At 58.0% G+C, this 16,445-nt stretch carries 15 protein-coding genes; 8 read left to right on the top strand and 7 right to left on the bottom strand.

What is annotated here, in order from left to right:
• Positions 1-82: 82 nt before the first annotated feature.
• Complete coding sequence (locus tag VG146_04585; protein HEV2391624.1) at positions 83-1,090, bottom strand: NAD-dependent epimerase/dehydratase family protein; 1,008 nt, start codon at positions 1,088-1,090, stop codon at positions 83-85.
• Positions 1,091-1,398: 308 nt separating this feature from the next.
• On the opposite strand from VG146_04585, the gene VG146_04580 reads away from it, so the two are divergent.
• On the top strand, positions 1,399-1,908 hold the full coding sequence (locus tag VG146_04580) for a jacalin-like lectin (protein ID HEV2391623.1): 510 nt from the start codon (positions 1,399-1,401) through the stop codon (positions 1,906-1,908).
• 36 nt (positions 1,909-1,944) lie between these two features.
• On the opposite strand, the gene VG146_04575 is transcribed toward VG146_04580, so the two are convergent.
• Positions 1,945-2,328: a rhodanese-like domain-containing protein gene (locus VG146_04575; GenBank protein HEV2391622.1), complete on the bottom strand. Its 384-nt coding sequence runs from the start codon at positions 2,326-2,328 to the stop codon at positions 1,945-1,947.
• 177 nt (positions 2,329-2,505) lie between these two features.
• Between VG146_04575 and VG146_04570 the strand changes: the two genes are divergently transcribed.
• Together VG146_04570 and murJ are read left to right on the top strand one after the other, a co-directional pair.
• Positions 2,506-3,813 (top strand): acetylxylan esterase, encoded by a 1,308-nt coding sequence (locus tag VG146_04570; protein ID HEV2391621.1) that lies wholly within the window; start codon positions 2,506-2,508, stop codon positions 3,811-3,813.
• Positions 3,814-4,011: 198 nt separating this feature from the next.
• The gene (murJ, locus tag VG146_04565; protein ID HEV2391620.1) at positions 4,012-5,589 is read left to right on the top strand and encodes a murein biosynthesis integral membrane protein MurJ; all 1,578 of its coding nucleotides are present in this window, start codon (positions 4,012-4,014) and stop codon (positions 5,587-5,589) included.
• A 29-nt stretch (positions 5,590-5,618) separates the two neighbouring features.
• On the opposite strand, the gene VG146_04560 is transcribed toward murJ, so the two are convergent.
• On the bottom strand, positions 5,619-6,770 hold the full coding sequence (locus VG146_04560) for a peptidylprolyl isomerase (protein ID HEV2391619.1): 1,152 nt from the start codon (positions 6,768-6,770) through the stop codon (positions 5,619-5,621).
• Between the two features lie 22 nt (positions 6,771-6,792).
• Positions 6,793-8,391 (bottom strand): phosphoglycerate dehydrogenase, encoded by a 1,599-nt coding sequence (serA, locus tag VG146_04555; GenBank protein ID HEV2391618.1) that lies wholly within the window; start codon positions 8,389-8,391, stop codon positions 6,793-6,795.
• Between the two features lie 251 nt (positions 8,392-8,642).
• Between serA and VG146_04550 the strand changes: the two genes are divergently transcribed.
• Positions 8,643-9,557, top strand: a complete 915-nt coding sequence (locus tag VG146_04550) for a class I SAM-dependent methyltransferase (GenBank protein ID HEV2391617.1) — start codon at positions 8,643-8,645, stop codon at positions 9,555-9,557.
• Positions 9,558-9,683: 126 nt separating this feature from the next.
• On the opposite strand, the gene VG146_04545 is transcribed toward VG146_04550, so the two are convergent.
• Positions 9,684-10,820: a glycosyltransferase gene (locus VG146_04545; GenBank protein ID HEV2391616.1), complete on the bottom strand. Its 1,137-nt coding sequence runs from the start codon at positions 10,818-10,820 to the stop codon at positions 9,684-9,686.
• A 118-nt stretch (positions 10,821-10,938) separates the two neighbouring features.
• On the opposite strand from VG146_04545, the gene VG146_04540 reads away from it, so the two are divergent.
• From VG146_04540 to VG146_04530, 3 genes are all read left to right on the top strand, one after another.
• Positions 10,939-11,628, top strand: a complete 690-nt coding sequence (locus VG146_04540) for a glutathione S-transferase N-terminal domain-containing protein (GenBank protein ID HEV2391615.1) — start codon at positions 10,939-10,941, stop codon at positions 11,626-11,628.
• Positions 11,606-12,922, top strand: coding sequence for a PhoH family protein (locus tag VG146_04535; protein HEV2391614.1), 1,317 nt, complete (start codon positions 11,606-11,608; stop codon positions 12,920-12,922). Before VG146_04540 ends, VG146_04535 begins: the two co-directional genes overlap by 23 nt.
• 77 nt (positions 12,923-12,999) lie before the next feature.
• Complete coding sequence (locus VG146_04530; protein ID HEV2391613.1) at positions 13,000-13,536, top strand: GNAT family N-acetyltransferase; 537 nt, start codon at positions 13,000-13,002, stop codon at positions 13,534-13,536.
• Here VG146_04530 and VG146_04525 read toward each other — a convergent pair.
• Positions 13,478-15,229, bottom strand: coding sequence for a putative ABC exporter domain-containing protein (locus VG146_04525; protein ID HEV2391612.1), 1,752 nt, complete (start codon positions 15,227-15,229; stop codon positions 13,478-13,480). The genes VG146_04530 and VG146_04525 overlap by 59 nt on opposite strands.
• Before the next feature lie 16 nt (positions 15,230-15,245).
• Positions 15,246-16,013, bottom strand: coding sequence for an ABC transporter ATP-binding protein (locus VG146_04520; GenBank protein HEV2391611.1), 768 nt, complete (start codon positions 16,011-16,013; stop codon positions 15,246-15,248).
• 154 nt (positions 16,014-16,167) lie between these two features.
• On the opposite strand from VG146_04520, the gene VG146_04515 reads away from it, so the two are divergent.
• Positions 16,168-16,445, top strand: a 278-nt coding sequence (locus VG146_04515) for a YjbQ family protein (protein HEV2391610.1), incomplete at its 3' end; no start/stop codon positions are given.

Here is a 16,445-nt window from a genome sequence, read left to right as displayed (position 1 = left end):
TGAGTTCGGATTCTACGGTTTTGCAACGGACCGTTAGAGGCTAATGAGGGGAGAGGAAAAGGTCACGTAAAATTGGAGCTGGTTACCGGCCCTCACGCTGCCATGCGCTGATGACGTCTTGGATAGTTGCCTCCACTTTTGGGTCAAGGATTTGCCGGGCCCGGTCTGAGCGCAGCCATTCAATGGATTCGCGGATGCCTTGGGCAAAGGGTTTAGTGCAGCCGAACTCGGGGACAAGGCGTTTTATCTTTGAATTGTCAAAGACGCCGGGAAGGGCCTTGTCACCTTTAAGAGTGCCGGTCAGGCGCGGGGCGATTTTGCAGATGAAATCGGTTGGGATTTTCAAGATGTCAGGTTCTCTGGGGGCGCCGGCGCATTGGGCAAGGGCACGGGCAATCTCCTTGATGATCTGATTCCAGGTGAGGACTTCATCGCTGGTAATATGGAAGGCTTGGCCGATGGCGGCGGGGTTGCCTACCAGACCGGCCAGGCCGATGGCGAAGTCGCTCGAAGCGGTGAGGGTCCATGGGTTTTGGCCCTGGTCGGGCACAAAGACTGGTTTGCCCTGTTCGATGCGGGCGGCGAAATTGTAAGTCGAGCTGGAAACCGGGCTGGGTATCCAGCGGTGGGAATAGGTATGGGAGGGGCGCACGACGATGACTGGAAAGCCGCTTTCATGGTAGCGTTCGAGCAGCCATTGTTCGCAGGCGAGCTTTTTTTGGGCGTAATCCCACCATGGATTGCCCAGAGGCGCGTCTTCCGTGATGGGCAGGGCAGCGGGCGGTTTGGCATAAACGGTGGCGGAGCTGATGAACAGGTATTGGCGAGCCGATGCCGGGAAGAGTTCGTAATCGAGTTGGACATCTTCGAGTTCGAACCCAAGAAAATTGATGATGGCTTCAGGCTGGGCTGCATTGAGAGCGGCGCGGAGTGCAGCCGGGTCTTTGCGGTCGGCCTGCAGGTGATGATAGCTTGAAGGGACGGCCGCCCGGCCCCGGCTGATGACGGCGATTTCATGGCCGCGCTCAGCCAACAACGCGGCGCAATCTGCCGAGATGTTTCCAGTCCCGCCGATGAAAAGAATGCGCATTGGTGAAGGGAACCTTCCAACCTCCTGAGCGGGCAAGCAAATTCCGGTTGGACGCCTGCGCGATTAGGGTTCTCGTGGAACTCGGTCCCCCGTGGAGTTTAGGAGTGGAATTTCCAAGGAAAAACCTTGTTTTGGGGCAAGTGGCGTTTTGTGCTTTCTTGAAGTAATTTTTACAATCGGATTTCTCCTTTTGAATTGCGCCCGATGCCCTTGCGGGGGATTTTAAAGAGTGCTTTTGCGGGGTTGGAGCGACCCGCGGAGGAAAGCGATTGGGGTAAAACGGGCCGGAGCTGTGGGATGGGGCGGGGATGAATGCTGATGCTGTGAGCGAGATACCGGGAAAACCAGATGGAGGGGAGAGCGCGAAAGCAGCCGGCCTCGGAGCCGCCAAGCGGGAGGAGCCGAAGGCTTTTGGTGAGGAATGCGGCGGCAAAGGTGGCGTTCCCTACCTCTCCTGCGCCCAAGCGTCTGACCGCATCCGGCGAGTAACGGTATGGCATCGGGAATATGTCGATAGCATCCGGCTCGAAACCGATGAAGGGGAGCTGCCGAGGATTGGCAGAGCGGAACGGCTGCGAGACGTGCGGCAGGACACGTTTCAGTTGGCGGCGGACGAGTTTGTGGTGGAGGTGTCGGTCGAGTATTGGACGTATATCGATCGGCTAACGTTTCATACCAATAAAGGCACGTATGGGCCATATGGCGGGGAGGGGGGACGCCTGCGACGGGTGTTGACGGTGCCGCCCGGGCGCAGGCTGGCAGGATTCAAGGGGCGCCACTGGGCATTTGTGGATAGCATTCAGCTCATGGTCATTTAACCTATCTGAAGAGGTTCGACACATCCGTCAGGTCGCTTACCGTTTGGCAGCGCCTTTAAACCGGTTTGCCGGTTCCTGCTCGATGTCCAGCTCGTGCTCCTTCCAACTATTGAAGCCGGCGTCGAGTTCCATGACCGGGTAACCCCTCGATGCGAAGGCGACGCAGGCGTTTGCAGCCAAGTGGCACACAATCGAGCAGCAGTAAACAACATTGGTCTTCTCCTTGCTCAACCCTTCCGGCTTGTGCCATGTCCCTTTGGGCAGGTTAATGGCGCCCGGGATGTGTCCCTTGGCGTAATCTTCGGCCTGCCGCACATCGACCACTACGATGTGATTTTCCGGCGACTTGATCATCCGGTCGAGTTCGACTGGCCCGGTTGTAAAGGCGACTTTATTTTCAAAGTCATTAGCCCCGAACAATGAGTGGCTCCCTCTCCTGCTCCAGCTTTCCGCTAGGCTTTTGGCTGAAAATAAACCCGTTGCAGTTTTTCCTGATTTTCGCTTTAGTGAGATTAAGCCGCGACATACGGGAAATATGCAGCAGAAATCACCTGATTTTTCCACCTATTTTTGCGGCTCGAAGATGGCCGCAGCTTTATGAACAGTGCTTTTCAATTTACCCCGCGTTCTTCGGTTTTAGTGATTCTATTGTGCATTGCTGCTCTGGCGCAGGCATATGCCAGCGGACCCGTTGGCGACCATTTCCCCGAGCCTTCGGCTCTGCCTTCACAGGCGACGATGCCCGACCCGCTGACGATGTTTTCCGGAAAACGCGTCTCCTCGAGAACCGACTGGATAGAAAAGCGCCGGCCAGAATTAGCGGCTCTGTTTCAGCATTACATGTATGGCGCGCTCCCGCCCAAGCCGGCGCATGTTCACGCCAGGGTCCTGGGTCAATACAGCGATTTTCTTGAAGGGCGCGCGACTCTGAAGCTGCTCGAGCTGGAAACCGGCTCAGGAGACGCGCCGCGCATCGGCCTGATGTTGGTTCTACCCAACCACCACCCCGGGCCGGCGCCGGTGTTCCTGGCGATGGATTTTTGCGGCAATCAAGCGCTGACTGCCGACCCGCGTGTGCCGTTGCCCCGCAGTTGGGTGCCTGATTTCTGCAAAGGCTGCACCAATAATCAGCCCACCGAGGCATCGCGCGGCGCGCAGGCTACCGACTGGCCCCTGGCCGAAATCGTCCGACGCGGCTATGGCCTGGCCGCTTTTTATAGCGGCGACATCGACCCGGACCGGAGCGATGTGAGTGAGGGCATTTACGCGTGGTTGGCCAAGGGCGACCCGGCCAGAAACAATCCAACCAACCGCGGCACCATAGCCGCCTGGGCATGGGGATTCCATCGGTGCGTGGATTACCTGGTTAAGGACCCTGATGTGGACTCCAAGCGGATAGCGGCGTTGGGCCATTCGCGCAATGGCAAAGCGGCACTGGTTGCGGCGGCTTTTGACGAGCGCATCGCGATGGCCTTTCCGCACCAGGCCGGCTGCGGCGGCTCGGCCCCCAGCCGGGGCAAGACCGGCGAATCGGTAAAGGCCATTAACGACCATTTCCCCCACTGGTTTGACGCCAACTTCAAGCAATTCAATGACGCCCCGGACCGATTGCCCTTCGACCAGAATTGTCTCCTGGCCATGTGCGCGCCGCGCCCGGTCCTTTTCTCTGCGGCCCAGGGCGATCAGTGGGCCAACCCAGCCGGGCAATTTGAGGTGTTGCAGGCGGCCGACCCGGTCTATCGGTTCCTGGGGTCAAAAGGGTTGGCGGCCAAACAAATGCCGCTTTTACGCCAGCTCGTGGATAGTCCCCTGGGCTATTATATTCGCGAGGGTAAACACTCCATGACCGCTGATGATTGGCGGGTCTTTATGGACTTTGCCGATAAGCAGTGGGGCAGACGTTGAGCGTAGGAGAGTGGGAATGCGTCCGGCCCGGGCGCTGTGCGGTGGGCCGGCTCCCATGGAGTGCGCCGGCAAAGCGTTTCTCTTTACCCACATCTTCGCGCGAAGGGATTCAACAAAACTGACTCTAAAGCGCTCCACGATCATCTTTCTCTTTAGCCTGTGGCATTGAATCCTTAGACTTCGCCGCCGATGTCGCAAATGTTGAAATCCTCAGGCGCTATGGCGCTGGCGACGCTGAGCAGCCGTGTCCTGGGCCTGGCCCGGGAGGTGGTTTATGCCGCGTTCATGGGAAACACGTGGGTAGCCAGCGCGTTTGTGATGGCCTTTCAGGTGCCCAACCTTTTCCGGCGCCTGCTGGGCGAAGGGGCGCTGACGGCGGCTTTCATCCCTATTTTTAAACAAAAGGAAGTGCAGGAGGGCGAACGCGAGATGTGGCGCACGGCCAACGCGGTCATCTCCGGGCTGGTAGCGGTCGCGGCGGCGATCACCCTCCTCGTTGCCATTGGAATTTCGATCGCGTTACTGGTCGGTGTGCGCAATGCGGAGACGCGTTTGATGCTGCGGTTGCTTCGATTGATGTTTCCTTACATGCTGCTGGTGTGCCTGGCGGCAGTCCTGATCGGGATGGCCAATGCCCGGGGCCATTTTTTCGTGCCGGCGCTGGGTGCTGTAGTGCTCAACATTGTTATGATCGCCAGCGTCTTGTGGCTCGCGCCGAGAATGGGAGTCCGCCTGGACCAGCAGATTTTCGGCCTGGCGATTGGCGTGCTGGCTGCCGGTTTTGCCCAGTCCGTGTTCCAGTTGCCGAGCCTATCGCGGGAGGGCTATCGCTATCGCTGGGTCTCGCCGTGGGCGGACCCAACGGTGCACCAGGTTGTGCGCAAGATGCTGCCCGGCTCGATTGGGGTCGCTGCCTTCCAAATCAACGTGCTCATAACCCAATGCTTCGCCTTTGTCTTCGATCCGAGCATCGTGTCCACCTTTAACTATTCGGTGCGCCTGATGGAGCTTCCCCAGGGCATGTTCGGCATCTCGCTTGCCACCTACTTGCTCCCCACCCTCGCCGGATTGGCTGCCGAAAAGAAGTACCCCGAATTCAGGCAAACCTTGCGCCAGGGCCTTGGCGCATTGGCCCTTGCGAACTTAATCGCCACGGCCATAGCCCTGGCACTGGCCGAACCGATTGTACGGCTGCTCTTCCAGCGAGGGATGTTCAGCGAAAATGCCACGCACCGCGTCGCCTTGGCGTTGGCGTGTCTGGCCCCGGGGCTGCTGATGTTCTCGATGAATAATATTGTCGCACGTGCTTTTTATGCCCTGAACGACATCAAAACGCCTATGAAGATTAGCGTCTTCTGCCTGGCTGTGAACCTGGTCATGGCTTTCTGGCTGGTAAAGTACTTTCAGAGAACCTCAATTGGGGGAGAGGTGGGACTGGCCATTGCAAATACCGTGAGCGCCTCGTTCAATGTCGTCTTGCTCATTTACGCGCTGAGACGGAAGCTTGGGTTCCTGGGCATGAGTTCTTTGCGCCAGAGCCTGGTGGGCCTCATGTCGGGCGCGCTGCTTGCCGGGATTGTGGCAGCCCTGGTTTATCGCCTTTGGGAGCTAAAGCTCGGCCATCGCACTTTGAGCGTCAAATTCGGCGCGGTATTCGTCCCTGGGACGGCAGCGGGGCTGGTGTATTGGATTTCAGCCTTGTGGCTGCGGGTGCCTGCGGCCTTGGAGTTGACGGAATTGATTCTCTCGAAGGTCCGCGGGCGCCAGAGCCAGTGAACAAAGACCCCTTACGCTGTCTCCTTCATTTACCTGAGCTTTACGTTGGGGGTGGGCGCGGGTTTGGCAGAAGTATTTTCGCCTGCCCCCGCGTCAGGAGCGGGCTTCATCTTTAGCTTGTCATCGAGAATCTGGACATCGGCTTCCTTTTTGATCTTCGCGATATAGCCTTTGAGTTCATCCTGCCGTTTCTGCATCTCCTGGCCTTTGAGGTACTCCTTAATGTCTGGGGCGACTTTGGCAAATGCGAGTTTTTTGGCGGGGATTTTCTCGTTCAGCTTGATAATATGGTAGCCGAACTGCGTGGTGACAATGTCGCTGACCTCATTTGTTTTGAGGGAGAAGGCGGCGGTTTCGAACTCCGGCACCATGGCGTGCTGGGGGTCGGCGCTGGCGCGCGCAAAGGTGTATTCGCCGCCCTTGTCTTTTGAGCCGGGGTCTTCGGAATATTCCTTGGCCAGTTTGGCAAAATCTTCACCGGCGCGAGCCCGCTTGAGGAGGTCCTCGGCCAGCTTGTGTTTGGCTGCTTTTTGTTCCTCGGTGAGGTCCTTGCCGGTGGTCATATCCCGCGTGCTCAGCAGAATATGGCTGGCCCGGACCATCTCTGGCTGCTCAAATTTCGAGGGATTGTCATCATAGAATTTCTTGATTGCATCGTCTGTGGCATTGATGTTCAACTCGCGTTCCAAGACCGCCTCGGCGGTGGATTCGTCCATCAATTTGCGGCGGAATGCCTCCGGAGTGGTGCCGACGGCTTTCAACTGCCGGTCCAGGACCTCTTCGCTTCCAGCGCGGGTCTTGATGGCGTCGAGGCGTTTGGCTGTGGCCTCTTGGCCTGCCGTCTTATCGGCAGCAGTGGATTTGGCGAGCAACACCTGGATTTGAATAAGCCGGTCCAGAATCTGCGGCGCGATGAGGGACTCCTGTTCGGGCCCAACCACCTGCCCTTGCGCGGCGGCATTGGCCTTTAGCCCGTCCATGACCTCATCGACTTCGCTGCGCATGACCTGGACGCCTTTGCCCTTGGCCACCACGGTATCCGGAAAAAGTGAGTCGGTTTTCCTGGCGGGGGCTGAGGCTGAAGGATTCGCGCCGGCGGGTTCTGCGGCTGTTGCGGAGCCTGTGAGGCCGGCGGCTACCACGGCCAGTGCAACACATTTGGTCAGTCTGTCATTAAACATAGGGGTCTATTCTATCATGAACCTACAATTTGACTACATTAACATTTCGGATATCGGGGTCTTTTTGGAGCTCGTCCAGGACCCCGTTTGGTGGAACACTGTCCAGGTTCAAAACCGTCAGGGCATGCCCCCCCACGGTGTCGCGTGTGAGGCTCATACTGGCAATATTGACGTTATGCCGTCCCAGGAGCGTCCCCAGATAGCCAACAATACCGGGTCTGTCCTTGTTCTCCAGCAGCAATACCACCCCGAAGGGGACGATTTCGGTCGGCTGACTAAAAACGCGCACGACGCGCGGATTGTCCGGCGAGCCAAAAAACGTGCCGCCGACAGAATTGACCTTTTCCTCGCCGCGAAAGGCCTGGACATGGAGCCACTCGTTAAAGGTCACGGGTTCATTTGAGCGCTTCTCCTCGACCGTCAGCCCGAGGGTGGAAGCGATACTGCGAACATTTACGTTGTTGAGGTCCTTGACCGAGGCGCCAGAGAGAAAGCCCAGCAGGACAGCGCGTGTGATAGGGTCGATATTGGGCAACTCCTGCGCCTTGCCACCATAGGTAATGTGAAGCCGGTCCACCGGCGCCGGCGTCAGTTGCGCCAGCAATTTGCCCAGCTTTTCTCCTAAAATAAGATAGGGCCTGACCTGCTCGTACGTTTTAGCGTCGAGATACGGCAGGTTGACCGCGTTACGCACCTCGCCGGTGAGCAAATAAGCGGTGAGGACCTCGGCGACTTCAATGCCACATTTTTCCTGCGCCTCGTGCGTGCTGGCCCCGAGGTGGGGTGTCAAAACAACAAATGGATGCTTGCGGAAGGGATGCTCGGCCGGCAGAGGTTCGGTGGCGTACACATCCAGGGCGGCGGCGGCCACTTTGCCGGACTCCAATGCGGCAAGCAGATCGTTTTCGACGAGAATCTCCCCGCGCGCGCAGTTGATGAGGCAGACCTTGGGTTTCATCCTGGCAAATGAGGAGGCATTGAGCATCCCGCGCGTCTGGTCGGTGACCGGCATGTGTACGGTAATGAAATCCGCGTCGCGATAAACGTTGTCCAGGTCCGCGACCAGTTGGATGCCCAAAGCTCGCGCGCGAGCTTCCGTCAGGAAAGGGTCGTAAGCCAGGACCTTCATTCCAAACGCGACCGCCCTTCGGGCGACTTCGCTGCCGATACGCCCCAGACCAAGGACCCCGAGGGTCTTGCCCGAAACTTCGGCTCCTTGAAATTGTTTGCGGTCCCACTTGCCGGCCGCCATCGAAGCCGAGGCTTGGGGGACTTTGCGTGCCAGGCTGAGGATCATGGCAAAGGTCAGTTCGGCAGTCGAGATGGTGTTGCCGCCTGGGGTATTCATCACCACAACCCCATGCTGGGTTGCCGCGTCCACGTCCACGTTATCCACTCCGACCCCGGCCCGGCCAACCACGCGCAACTGTGGGGCTGCCTCGATGATTTTGCAGGTCACCTTGGTTTCAGACCGCACCACCATGGCGGCCACATCCTTGACGAGGGGCAACAAATGAGCTTCCGGGAGGCGCTTGGGCAGCACGACCACTTCGAATTCTGGCCGCTGTTGCAGCAAGGCGATTCCCTTCGGCGATACTGGGTCACACACCAGGATTTTCATAAAGAGGCCGGAGTCTAGGCAAAGAGGCCGCCCGGGTCAAACGCCGCTTTCCTGATAGGGGTAAGGAGTGGCGCGTTTAGCGCCCCCCTCATTCCGCACATTGTTCCAACGTTGCTGCGTCTCCTACAAAGGTTTGGAACTGACATTGTCATTGGCGGGGCTGCATCCAGTCGAACCAGTCGAAGGCTAGGCTTGCCTGCGGCCAGGGTGGCTCTTATTCTTCCACGCTGTGCTAATCCATTCGGCTCAACATGGCTGAATCCGCCTTGCAAAAAGTTCATGGCTTCTGGAACACCGAGGCCTGCGATACCCAGGTCGTTAAAGGCGCCTCTGGCGATGCTGATTTTTACGCCAAATTCCGCGAACAACGTTACCGCACCCAGTGGCATATTCCGCTGCTGGTCCCCTTTGCCCAAGCGAAGGGCAAAAAGGTCCTGGAGATTGGGATTGGCAATGGCGCCGACGGCGTCATGTTCGCCTTGAACGGCGGGATTTACACCGGGGTCGATTTAACGGAAGCGGCGCTGGAAGCGACCCGGAAGCATTTTGAAGTCCTCGGACTCGATGGAACTTTTCAAAAGGAAAATGCCGAGCAGCTCAGCTTTCCGGACGGAACGTATGACATCGTTTATTCCCACGGGGTTCTGCACCACACGCCCAACACCCAGGCGGCGATCAATCAGGTCTATCGTGTTCTCAAGCCGGGCGGGCGCGCTATTATCATGCTCTATCACAAGGGCAGTTTTAATTACCATGTCCGCATCATGACCTATATGCGCCTGCGGGTGCTGCTTCAGATTTTTTCACGGCTCGGCTCCTGGAAACGGGACCGCGCCCGCGCCCGCTCCGCCGAGCTCGAAGGACTGCGCGGCAACCAGGACAGCAGAATCTGGGATATCCACTATCGCAATTTCCTCCGCGAAGGCGGGGCTTACCTGCGGGCGCGCAATTTTGTCCACCACTGCACCGACGGCCCGGAATGCCCTGTCGCCTATGCCTTCTCGAAAGGCGACGCGCGCCAATTGTTCTCGAAATTCCGGTCGGTTGAAATGAAAGTGGCCCATTTCCCCTTGAAAAAGTACTGCTCGTGGATTCCGCTTGGGATCGAGCAGGTTGTGGCAGCGAGGATAGGTTGGTACCTGTTTATTTTCGCGGAAAAGGTCTAAGAGGGTGTTTTGAAAATGTAGAAGCCGACGTAAAGGAGGCTCTGATCTACACTAAAACCGCTTGAAATCTGAGCCTCCTGGCGTCGCCTGCTACGATATGGCGAGAACGAGGGCGAGCCTCAATAATCACAGCGGTTTTAGCGTTCCATCCCGCCGCAAGCGCATCTTTTCCCCGCGCCACTCGACACGGTTGCCCATGAACGCCAATCCCCAGAGAGCGGCTTGGAGCAGGTCTTTCAAGGCCACAAGCCAGAGCCAGCACCAGGGTGCCCGATGCTGGGTGAGCCTTCGCTGCAGATTGAGCGCGGTAGTCAGCCGCACAATCCAACATAACAAGGCAAAAGCAAGCACTCCTTGCCCTGGCTTGATCACCAGCCACAACAAAGGCCACAACGTGCTGTTGCTCAGGATGCTGAAAAAGTACGGTGCCGGCTGGCAAACCCGAATTGTGCGAGCCCAGCGGAGTTGGTGCTTCCAAACCTCCGGCCAGCCCATCGTGTCAGACCAGCATTCCACGACGAGGGGTGACAGCGCGATGATCAAGCCTCGTCGGGCCAGACGGTTGCCCAATTGATAGTCATCCGCCAGGCAATCGGCCAGAGCCCCAAAGCCGCCCGTTTCTGCCAATTGCCGCCGCCGGATTATCATCACAGCCCCCAGCGCGAAATCCAGCCGCTTGAGCGCGCGCGACTGCAGGACCTGGCTCCAGAAATCCGCGTTGATGGCCACCGCTTCCCATTGCATCGCCAGCGTCGCCGGGTTGGCCAATCGGTAAAAGCAATTGACCAGCCCCACATCCGGCGATTGCAGCGGCAAAACGGCGTTCTTGAGAAAATCCGGCGAAACCATCACATCGGCATCGCTGACGACCAGCAGTTCATGTTGGCTTAAGCCTTCGATCTGCATTAGCCTGGAGATTTTCAGGTTCACACCCTCCAAGGGGCCGCAAATGACCAGACGCGCATCTTTGCCGGGAAATTCCTTAAGCAGCTTTTGCACAAGCCGGCAAACCGGGTCGTCAGCCGACGCCACCGCGAACAGGAACTGGACTGGTCCGCCATACTCCTGGACCAGCCAACTGCGAAGGCACTCTTCTGTGGCTGCCTCGCAGCCTTTGAGCGGCTTGAGCAAGCTCACCCCTGGGGCGAACGAGCTAGATGGGGCGCGTTGATGCAGCGTAAAGCGCCGCCCAGCCAGCCACTGCCATAACAGCAGCAGCAGGCTCAGACATGCCAAACCGCCCAGAATCCCGGTCGCAATCACCGCCGGTTCCTAATCGGAGCAGGACCGTCTGGCAAGTGGAATTGCGGGCAGGATTTACCCTTGTCAGTCCTTTGCCCGCGTCCTAGATTAATTTAGTGGCGCGTCTATACAGCACGACATGATTGAACTCATTCAGTTTCCCTGGAGCCCCTTTTGCATCGTCCAGCGCCGTATCCTGGAATTCTCCGGGTCCAAGTTTAAAATCACCAATATCCCCAATGGCGATCGGTCCCTGGTGTGGCGTCTGACCCGGGGCCGTTATTACGGGGTGCCGATCATCCGCGATGGCAAATCGGTGGTTTTTGAAGTCAATGAGGAATCGCAGGTCATTGCCAAATACCTCGATAGCAAGCTCAAGCTGGGCCTGTTTCCCTGGGACTGGGAAGGGATTCAGTCGGTACTCTGGCGCTACATCGAAAACGACATCGAAGGGGTCTGTTTCCGGCTGAATGACATTTATTGGCAGGAGATGGTTCCGGCCTCGGATCGGCTCCTGTTTTTGCGCCACAAAGAACGCAAGTTCGGGCATGGCTGCATTGATCAATGGCGAACTCAACAGCAGGACTTGCTGGCGCAGCTCGAACAAAGGCTCATCCCGTTCGAGGAAATGCTCCTGCACAAACCATTCCTGCTGGATGCCTCGCGGCCACTCTTCGTCGATTTTGACCTCTTCGGCATGCTGGGCAATTTTCTCTATTCCGGCCGCTATAAGTTGCCGGCCAAACACAATCGGCTCAACGACTGGCATCAGCGCATGAGCCGGCTCCAATTAAAGACGTTTGCTCGTGAAAAAGAACTACATCCTTGATACCAATGTCTTATTGCACGACCCCAATTCGCTGCTCAAGTTTGACGATAACAACGTCTTGCTGCCGATTGAGGTCATCGAAGAAATCGACCGGTTCAAGCGGGAATCCACTGAGTTGGGCCAGAACGCCCGGGCGGTGTCCCGCATGCTGGACGGCTTCCGCGGCGCCGGCCAGCTAAGCGAGGGTGTGCCTCTGCCCAACGGCGGCCAGCTTCGAATTCTCTTCGAGAAATTCAAAGGCGGCCAAAACGGACACGCCGTCTTCAGCACCGACTCGGTCGATAACCGGATTCTGGCCCTGGCGTTCGGCGTCAAGAAGTCCCAGCCCAAGGACCAAACGGTCCTGGTCAGCAAGGATATTAACTTGCGCATTAAGGCCGACGCGCTGGGACTGATGGCGGAGGACTACGAAAATGATCGGGTGCTGATTAAGGATTTGTACACCGGGATGATCGAGGTCACTGTGCCGGTCGAGAGGATGGCCGCCTTCAGGACCAACGGCGAACTGGAATTGAATGGGGGCAACACTTATTTCCCCAATGAATACTGCACGCTGACCGACCAGACCAATCCCAAACGCACCGCACTGGCCAAGGTGGACCTCCGTGGGACGAAACTGGTGCCCATTGTGGATTGCCGGGAAGGGGTTTGGGGTATTAAACCCCGTAATCGCGAGCAGCACTTCGCCTTTGACGCACTCCTGGACGATCGGGTCAAGCTGGTCACCCTCATGGGCAAGGCCGGCACTGGAAAGACCTTGCTGGCAATGGCCGCCGGGCTTAAACGCACGGTGCTGGACCGCGAGTTCCGCCGGCTCGTGGTCGCCCGCCCCACCATCTCGATGGGAAAAGAATTGGGTTTTCTGCCAGGGTCTCTCGAAGAGAAGCTGGCGCCCTGGATGCAGCCCATTCACGACGCCCTCGAGATGCTCAACGATCTGAACATGGGTCAGGAGCATCGCCGGAGCGGTGACCTCATGCGCTCGGGCAGCATCGTGGTCGAGGCCCTGAGCTACATCCGGGGACGCAGCATCGCCAACCAGTTCATGATTATCGACGAGGCCCAGAACCTGACCCCGCTCGAAGCCAAGACCATCATTACCCGGGTCGGCAGCGGCACAAAAGTCGTATTTACAGGCGACCCCTACCAAATCGACAACCCTTATGTGGACTCTTCGTCCAACGGCTTCAATTACGTCGTGAGCCGGTTTCGGGCCGAGCCGATAGCCGCTCACATCGAATTGGCCAAAGGCGAGCGCTCAGAACTGGCCGAACTGGCGGCAAATATTCTATAGGATTTGCTTGCGGTGTCCTCGGCGCGCTTCATGAGGGCCGCCCAGCCATTTGCAAAATGGCTGCAGTAATCCGATAAATGGACATGGCTCAGGCAGCCCCGCTCCCCACCCCGCCGGCGCGACTGGCGTTCGCAGCGGTGTCCCTTCGCTTTGAGTGCCTGAGCGAAGCCGAACTCCAGCGCGGGTTTGTTCCATTCTACCATTTCCGTATCACCGTGAGTTCAACCGATGTGGGACACATCAATTTCCGCGTCGGCGAAACGGACCACATCCGGCTCTACGCGGGGCACATCGGTTATCAAGTGCAGGAGCGATTCAGAGGGGGCGGCTATGCTTTCCAGGCCTGCCGCGCCCTCGAACCGTTCATTCGAAAGATTTACCGCGAGGTAATCATCACCGCCGACCCGGATAATCAACCCTCTCTGCGCACCATCGAGCGGCTCGGCGCCCTTTTCATTGACCAGATTTTTTTCCCCGCCGGTGATCCGCAATATGGCAAGGCATCACGGGTCAAAAACCGGTTCTTTTGGAAACCAGGCCAAGTCCTGCCAGGGCTCAGCTACGCCCCTCAGCAGAGAGATCAAACCGATCAAAAAGGCGGCCCAGGAGCATGAGCCCCAGCACGGCTTCGCCGGCCAGCACAAGAGCCGCCCCCAACGCCGCAACGGGGATGGCAAAAGCCGTGCCGATGAGCAGCCTGAGCAGAAAGAAAGGGAGCGTGAAGCCGATTGCCGCCGGAACCAACACAAGCAATAAAACCAGGAGCTGGCCAATCATGAAAATGATCCGCTGCCCGGTCGCTTCGATGCCCTGCGGCGCCTCTTTGCCGGTCTGGAACCATGCCGGAAAAACCAGGACGGCGGCATTGGGAATCTGCAATGTGATCAAGTTCAGCATCGGCAGGAGAAAAACAGCGCCCAGCCCTATGCTCAAGACGAGACTGCGCGCATCCCCCAGGACCGGCGTGCGCGCCGGGTAGAGCAGGGCTACCGACACAACCACCAGCAGCCATTGCACCCCGGTGAGAATCGCCGCCGGGGCGAGCAGTTCACCCAGCACAACCTGCCAGCCTGGCAATGGATATAATTTCAGCGCATCGGCCATGAGCAAATCCTGGCGCAGGTCCTGGCGCAGGATTTGCGGGCCAAGGAGCAACGACCAAACCAGGAACATGCCCGCAATCGCGCCAAACCCAAAGGCCATGTTCGGCCCCGCAGAGCTTTGGCCGACGGCGAAAGCGGCGCAACAAGCAAAAATGGCCAGAATCACCCACAATCGCGCCGTGAAGACCTGTCCAGCCCCAATCAGGTTTTTCCAAAATAACGCAACCAATGCCGGCCCGGACGGCCTGAGCACGAATGGCGCGCCTTTGGGCTTGAGCTTTTTACTGGCCCCTCGCCAGTTGCCGGCCCGGACCGCTGCGATTTTATCGGCGAGCCTTTGGGAGGCCTCGACGGAGGCCTCCTCGAACGCAACGTTGGAACGGATAACCCAGACATAATGGACGGCCATCAATAGCAGCGCAGGCCACGCAACGATAAGGAACGACTGCGCGTTTGGCGCCAGAAAGGGGCGCACAACCCATCGGAATGGATAGAGCAACCAGCCCATCGCGCCAGACCCGAGTGCCTTTTGAACAAAACCTTTGGCTGATGCGGGGTCAGTAAATTGAGACACATCAAACCCGGGCAGCGTCAGGCGGACCCAGAAAATAACGGCCAAAACGAGCGCAAACATGCCCGCAAGAATCACCAACCGCCGCTGTCGGTTGGTAATCCCGCGGTCCAGCAACATCGTCCGCGCGAACGATGAACCAAGCATGTGCAGGTTGAAAATCGAAAGAATAAACCACCAGCCTGCCGCATGAATCCAGGTCCGTCCGCCAAACCGGTTGGTGACAAACAACAGCAGCAAGGTAGTAAAAAGGATGGCAGCCTGTGAACGCAGCAGCTTGTAATGAATCAGCCCCCGCCGGCTAATGGGGGCCGGGAAAAGAAACGCCACTTCTGCCTCAGTGAAACCGAGCGCCGCCCGCCTATTGGGCAGAACCCATGCCGCTACGACCGCCACAAACAGCAGTAGCGCCCCCAGCAACTCAAAAAATTCGGGGTCAGAGGGCGTCCCGGAAAAACCCAGAGTCTGATGCCTCGACGGAAGGCCAAAGAGATAGCGGCAGAAATAAAAATAGAAGTACAACCCGCCGACAATGCCGCCCAGGAGGTATTTGGGTTGTTTGAGCCGTTTGATCCGCATCCAGAGGCGGTTTTTGATCGAGTGGTACTGTAGAAACAAGAGCGCAGCTACCATAAGCAGAGAGCGCCATTCACTCAGCAGAGGCCGCGTCGGGGGCAGGTTCGGTTTTCTGGGTCTCCGCAGCGGTGGCGCGGAAGAAGACCTCTTCAAGGTTGATACCGCCGCCCTGCTCCGAAAAGCGGCCTGCGACCTCTTCGATAGTGCCGCTGAGGAGCAACCGGCCATTTTTCAGGATCAAAATGTGCGAGCAGATTTCCTGCACCAAATGCAGCAAGTGCGAGCTGATAATAATCGCGGCGCCTGCGCGCGCGCGTTTCACAATCGAATCCTTCATGCGGCGGATGCCAAAAGGGTCCAGACCCGTCAGCGGCTCATCGAAATAAAGGACCTTGGGCGCGTGAAGCAGCCCACAGGCAATCACCAGCTTTTGCTTCATGCCCCGCGAGAGTTCACCTGGAAGGACGTTGCGCTTTTCAACAAGCTCCAGTTCATCCAGCAACTGCTCGGCGGCGGCCTCATATTGACTGACCTGGTAAATTCGCGCTGTGAACTCGAGGTGTTGCTGAACCGTTAGATAATCAAACAGCCGCGGTTCATCGCTGAAACAAGCCAATTCCCGTTTGGCGGCGATCGGATTGGCGAGCAGGTCATGGCCGCACAGCCGGATGGTTCCGCGTGTCGGCGGGATAATGCCCGAGAGGCAGCGCAGGGTGGTCGTTTTGCCCGCGCCGTTGGGCCCAACCAGGCCCAACACTTCCCCTGGCCGCACGGCGAAGGACAGCTCGTTTACGGCTACAAACTCGCCATATAACTTTGAGAGGCGTTCGACTTCGATCATACCTCACGCTCGAGGCCCCCGCAGCCATCCGCACGAGTTATCCCGGCCAGGATTTTCATTGCGGCAGGAGCCTACCAGCCGGACTCCGGTGAGTAAAGGCAGCCGCGCTTAATCTCAAGTTGCCTCAGCCTTGGCTCTGGGGCATAAATCCCTTGTGAAAAGTCTTACCGAACACCTGTGGTTTGAGGTGCCCAATCGCCGCGGTTTTGTGAATATTACCTCGGCAGTGGAAGAGCTGGTTCAGAAGAGCGGCGTGCGCGAGGGGCTTTGCCTTGTCAATGCCATGCACATCAGCGCCTCCGTGTATATAAATGACGCCGAGGACGGTCTTCTGCACGATTATGAGGTTTGGCTCGAGAAGCTGGCGCCCCACGAACCCACCTCACAGTATCACCACAATCGCACCGGGGAAGACAACGCGGATGCGCATTT

The organism is Verrucomicrobiia bacterium (assembly GCA_035946615.1).
Classification (GTDB): domain Bacteria; phylum Verrucomicrobiota; class Verrucomicrobiia; order Limisphaerales; family UBA8199; genus DASYZB01.
The sequence above is the reverse complement of the archived record's forward strand: the minus strand, read 5'-3'. Positions and strand labels throughout refer to the sequence as shown.

What these genes read in the sequence shown, in the direction of transcription:
- VG146_04525 (HEV2391612.1), bottom strand. Translation starts at nt 15,229, where the DNA reads ATGGTAGCTGCGCTCTTGTTTCTACAGTACCACTCGATCAAAAACCGC.
- VG146_04530 (HEV2391613.1), top strand. Translation starts at nt 13,000, where the DNA reads ATGGACATGGCTCAGGCAGCCCCGCTCCCCACCCCGCCGGCGCGACTG.
- VG146_04550 (HEV2391617.1), top strand. Translation starts at nt 8,643, where the DNA reads ATGGCTGAATCCGCCTTGCAAAAAGTTCATGGCTTCTGGAACACCGAG.
- murJ (HEV2391620.1), top strand. Translation starts at nt 4,012, where the DNA reads ATGTTGAAATCCTCAGGCGCTATGGCGCTGGCGACGCTGAGCAGCCGT.
- VG146_04560 (HEV2391619.1), bottom strand. Translation starts at nt 6,770, where the DNA reads ATGTTTAATGACAGACTGACCAAATGTGTTGCACTGGCCGTGGTAGCC.
- VG146_04585 (HEV2391624.1), bottom strand. Translation starts at nt 1,090, where the DNA reads ATGCGCATTCTTTTCATCGGCGGGACTGGAAACATCTCGGCAGATTGC.
- VG146_04570 (HEV2391621.1), top strand. Translation starts at nt 2,506, where the DNA reads ATGAACAGTGCTTTTCAATTTACCCCGCGTTCTTCGGTTTTAGTGATT.
- VG146_04540 (HEV2391615.1), top strand. Translation starts at nt 10,939, where the DNA reads ATGATTGAACTCATTCAGTTTCCCTGGAGCCCCTTTTGCATCGTCCAG.
- VG146_04520 (HEV2391611.1), bottom strand. Translation starts at nt 16,013, where the DNA reads ATGATCGAAGTCGAACGCCTCTCAAAGTTATATGGCGAGTTTGTAGCC.
- serA (HEV2391618.1), bottom strand. Translation starts at nt 8,391, where the DNA reads ATGAAAATCCTGGTGTGTGACCCAGTATCGCCGAAGGGAATCGCCTTG.
- VG146_04580 (HEV2391623.1), top strand. Translation starts at nt 1,399, where the DNA reads ATGAATGCTGATGCTGTGAGCGAGATACCGGGAAAACCAGATGGAGGG.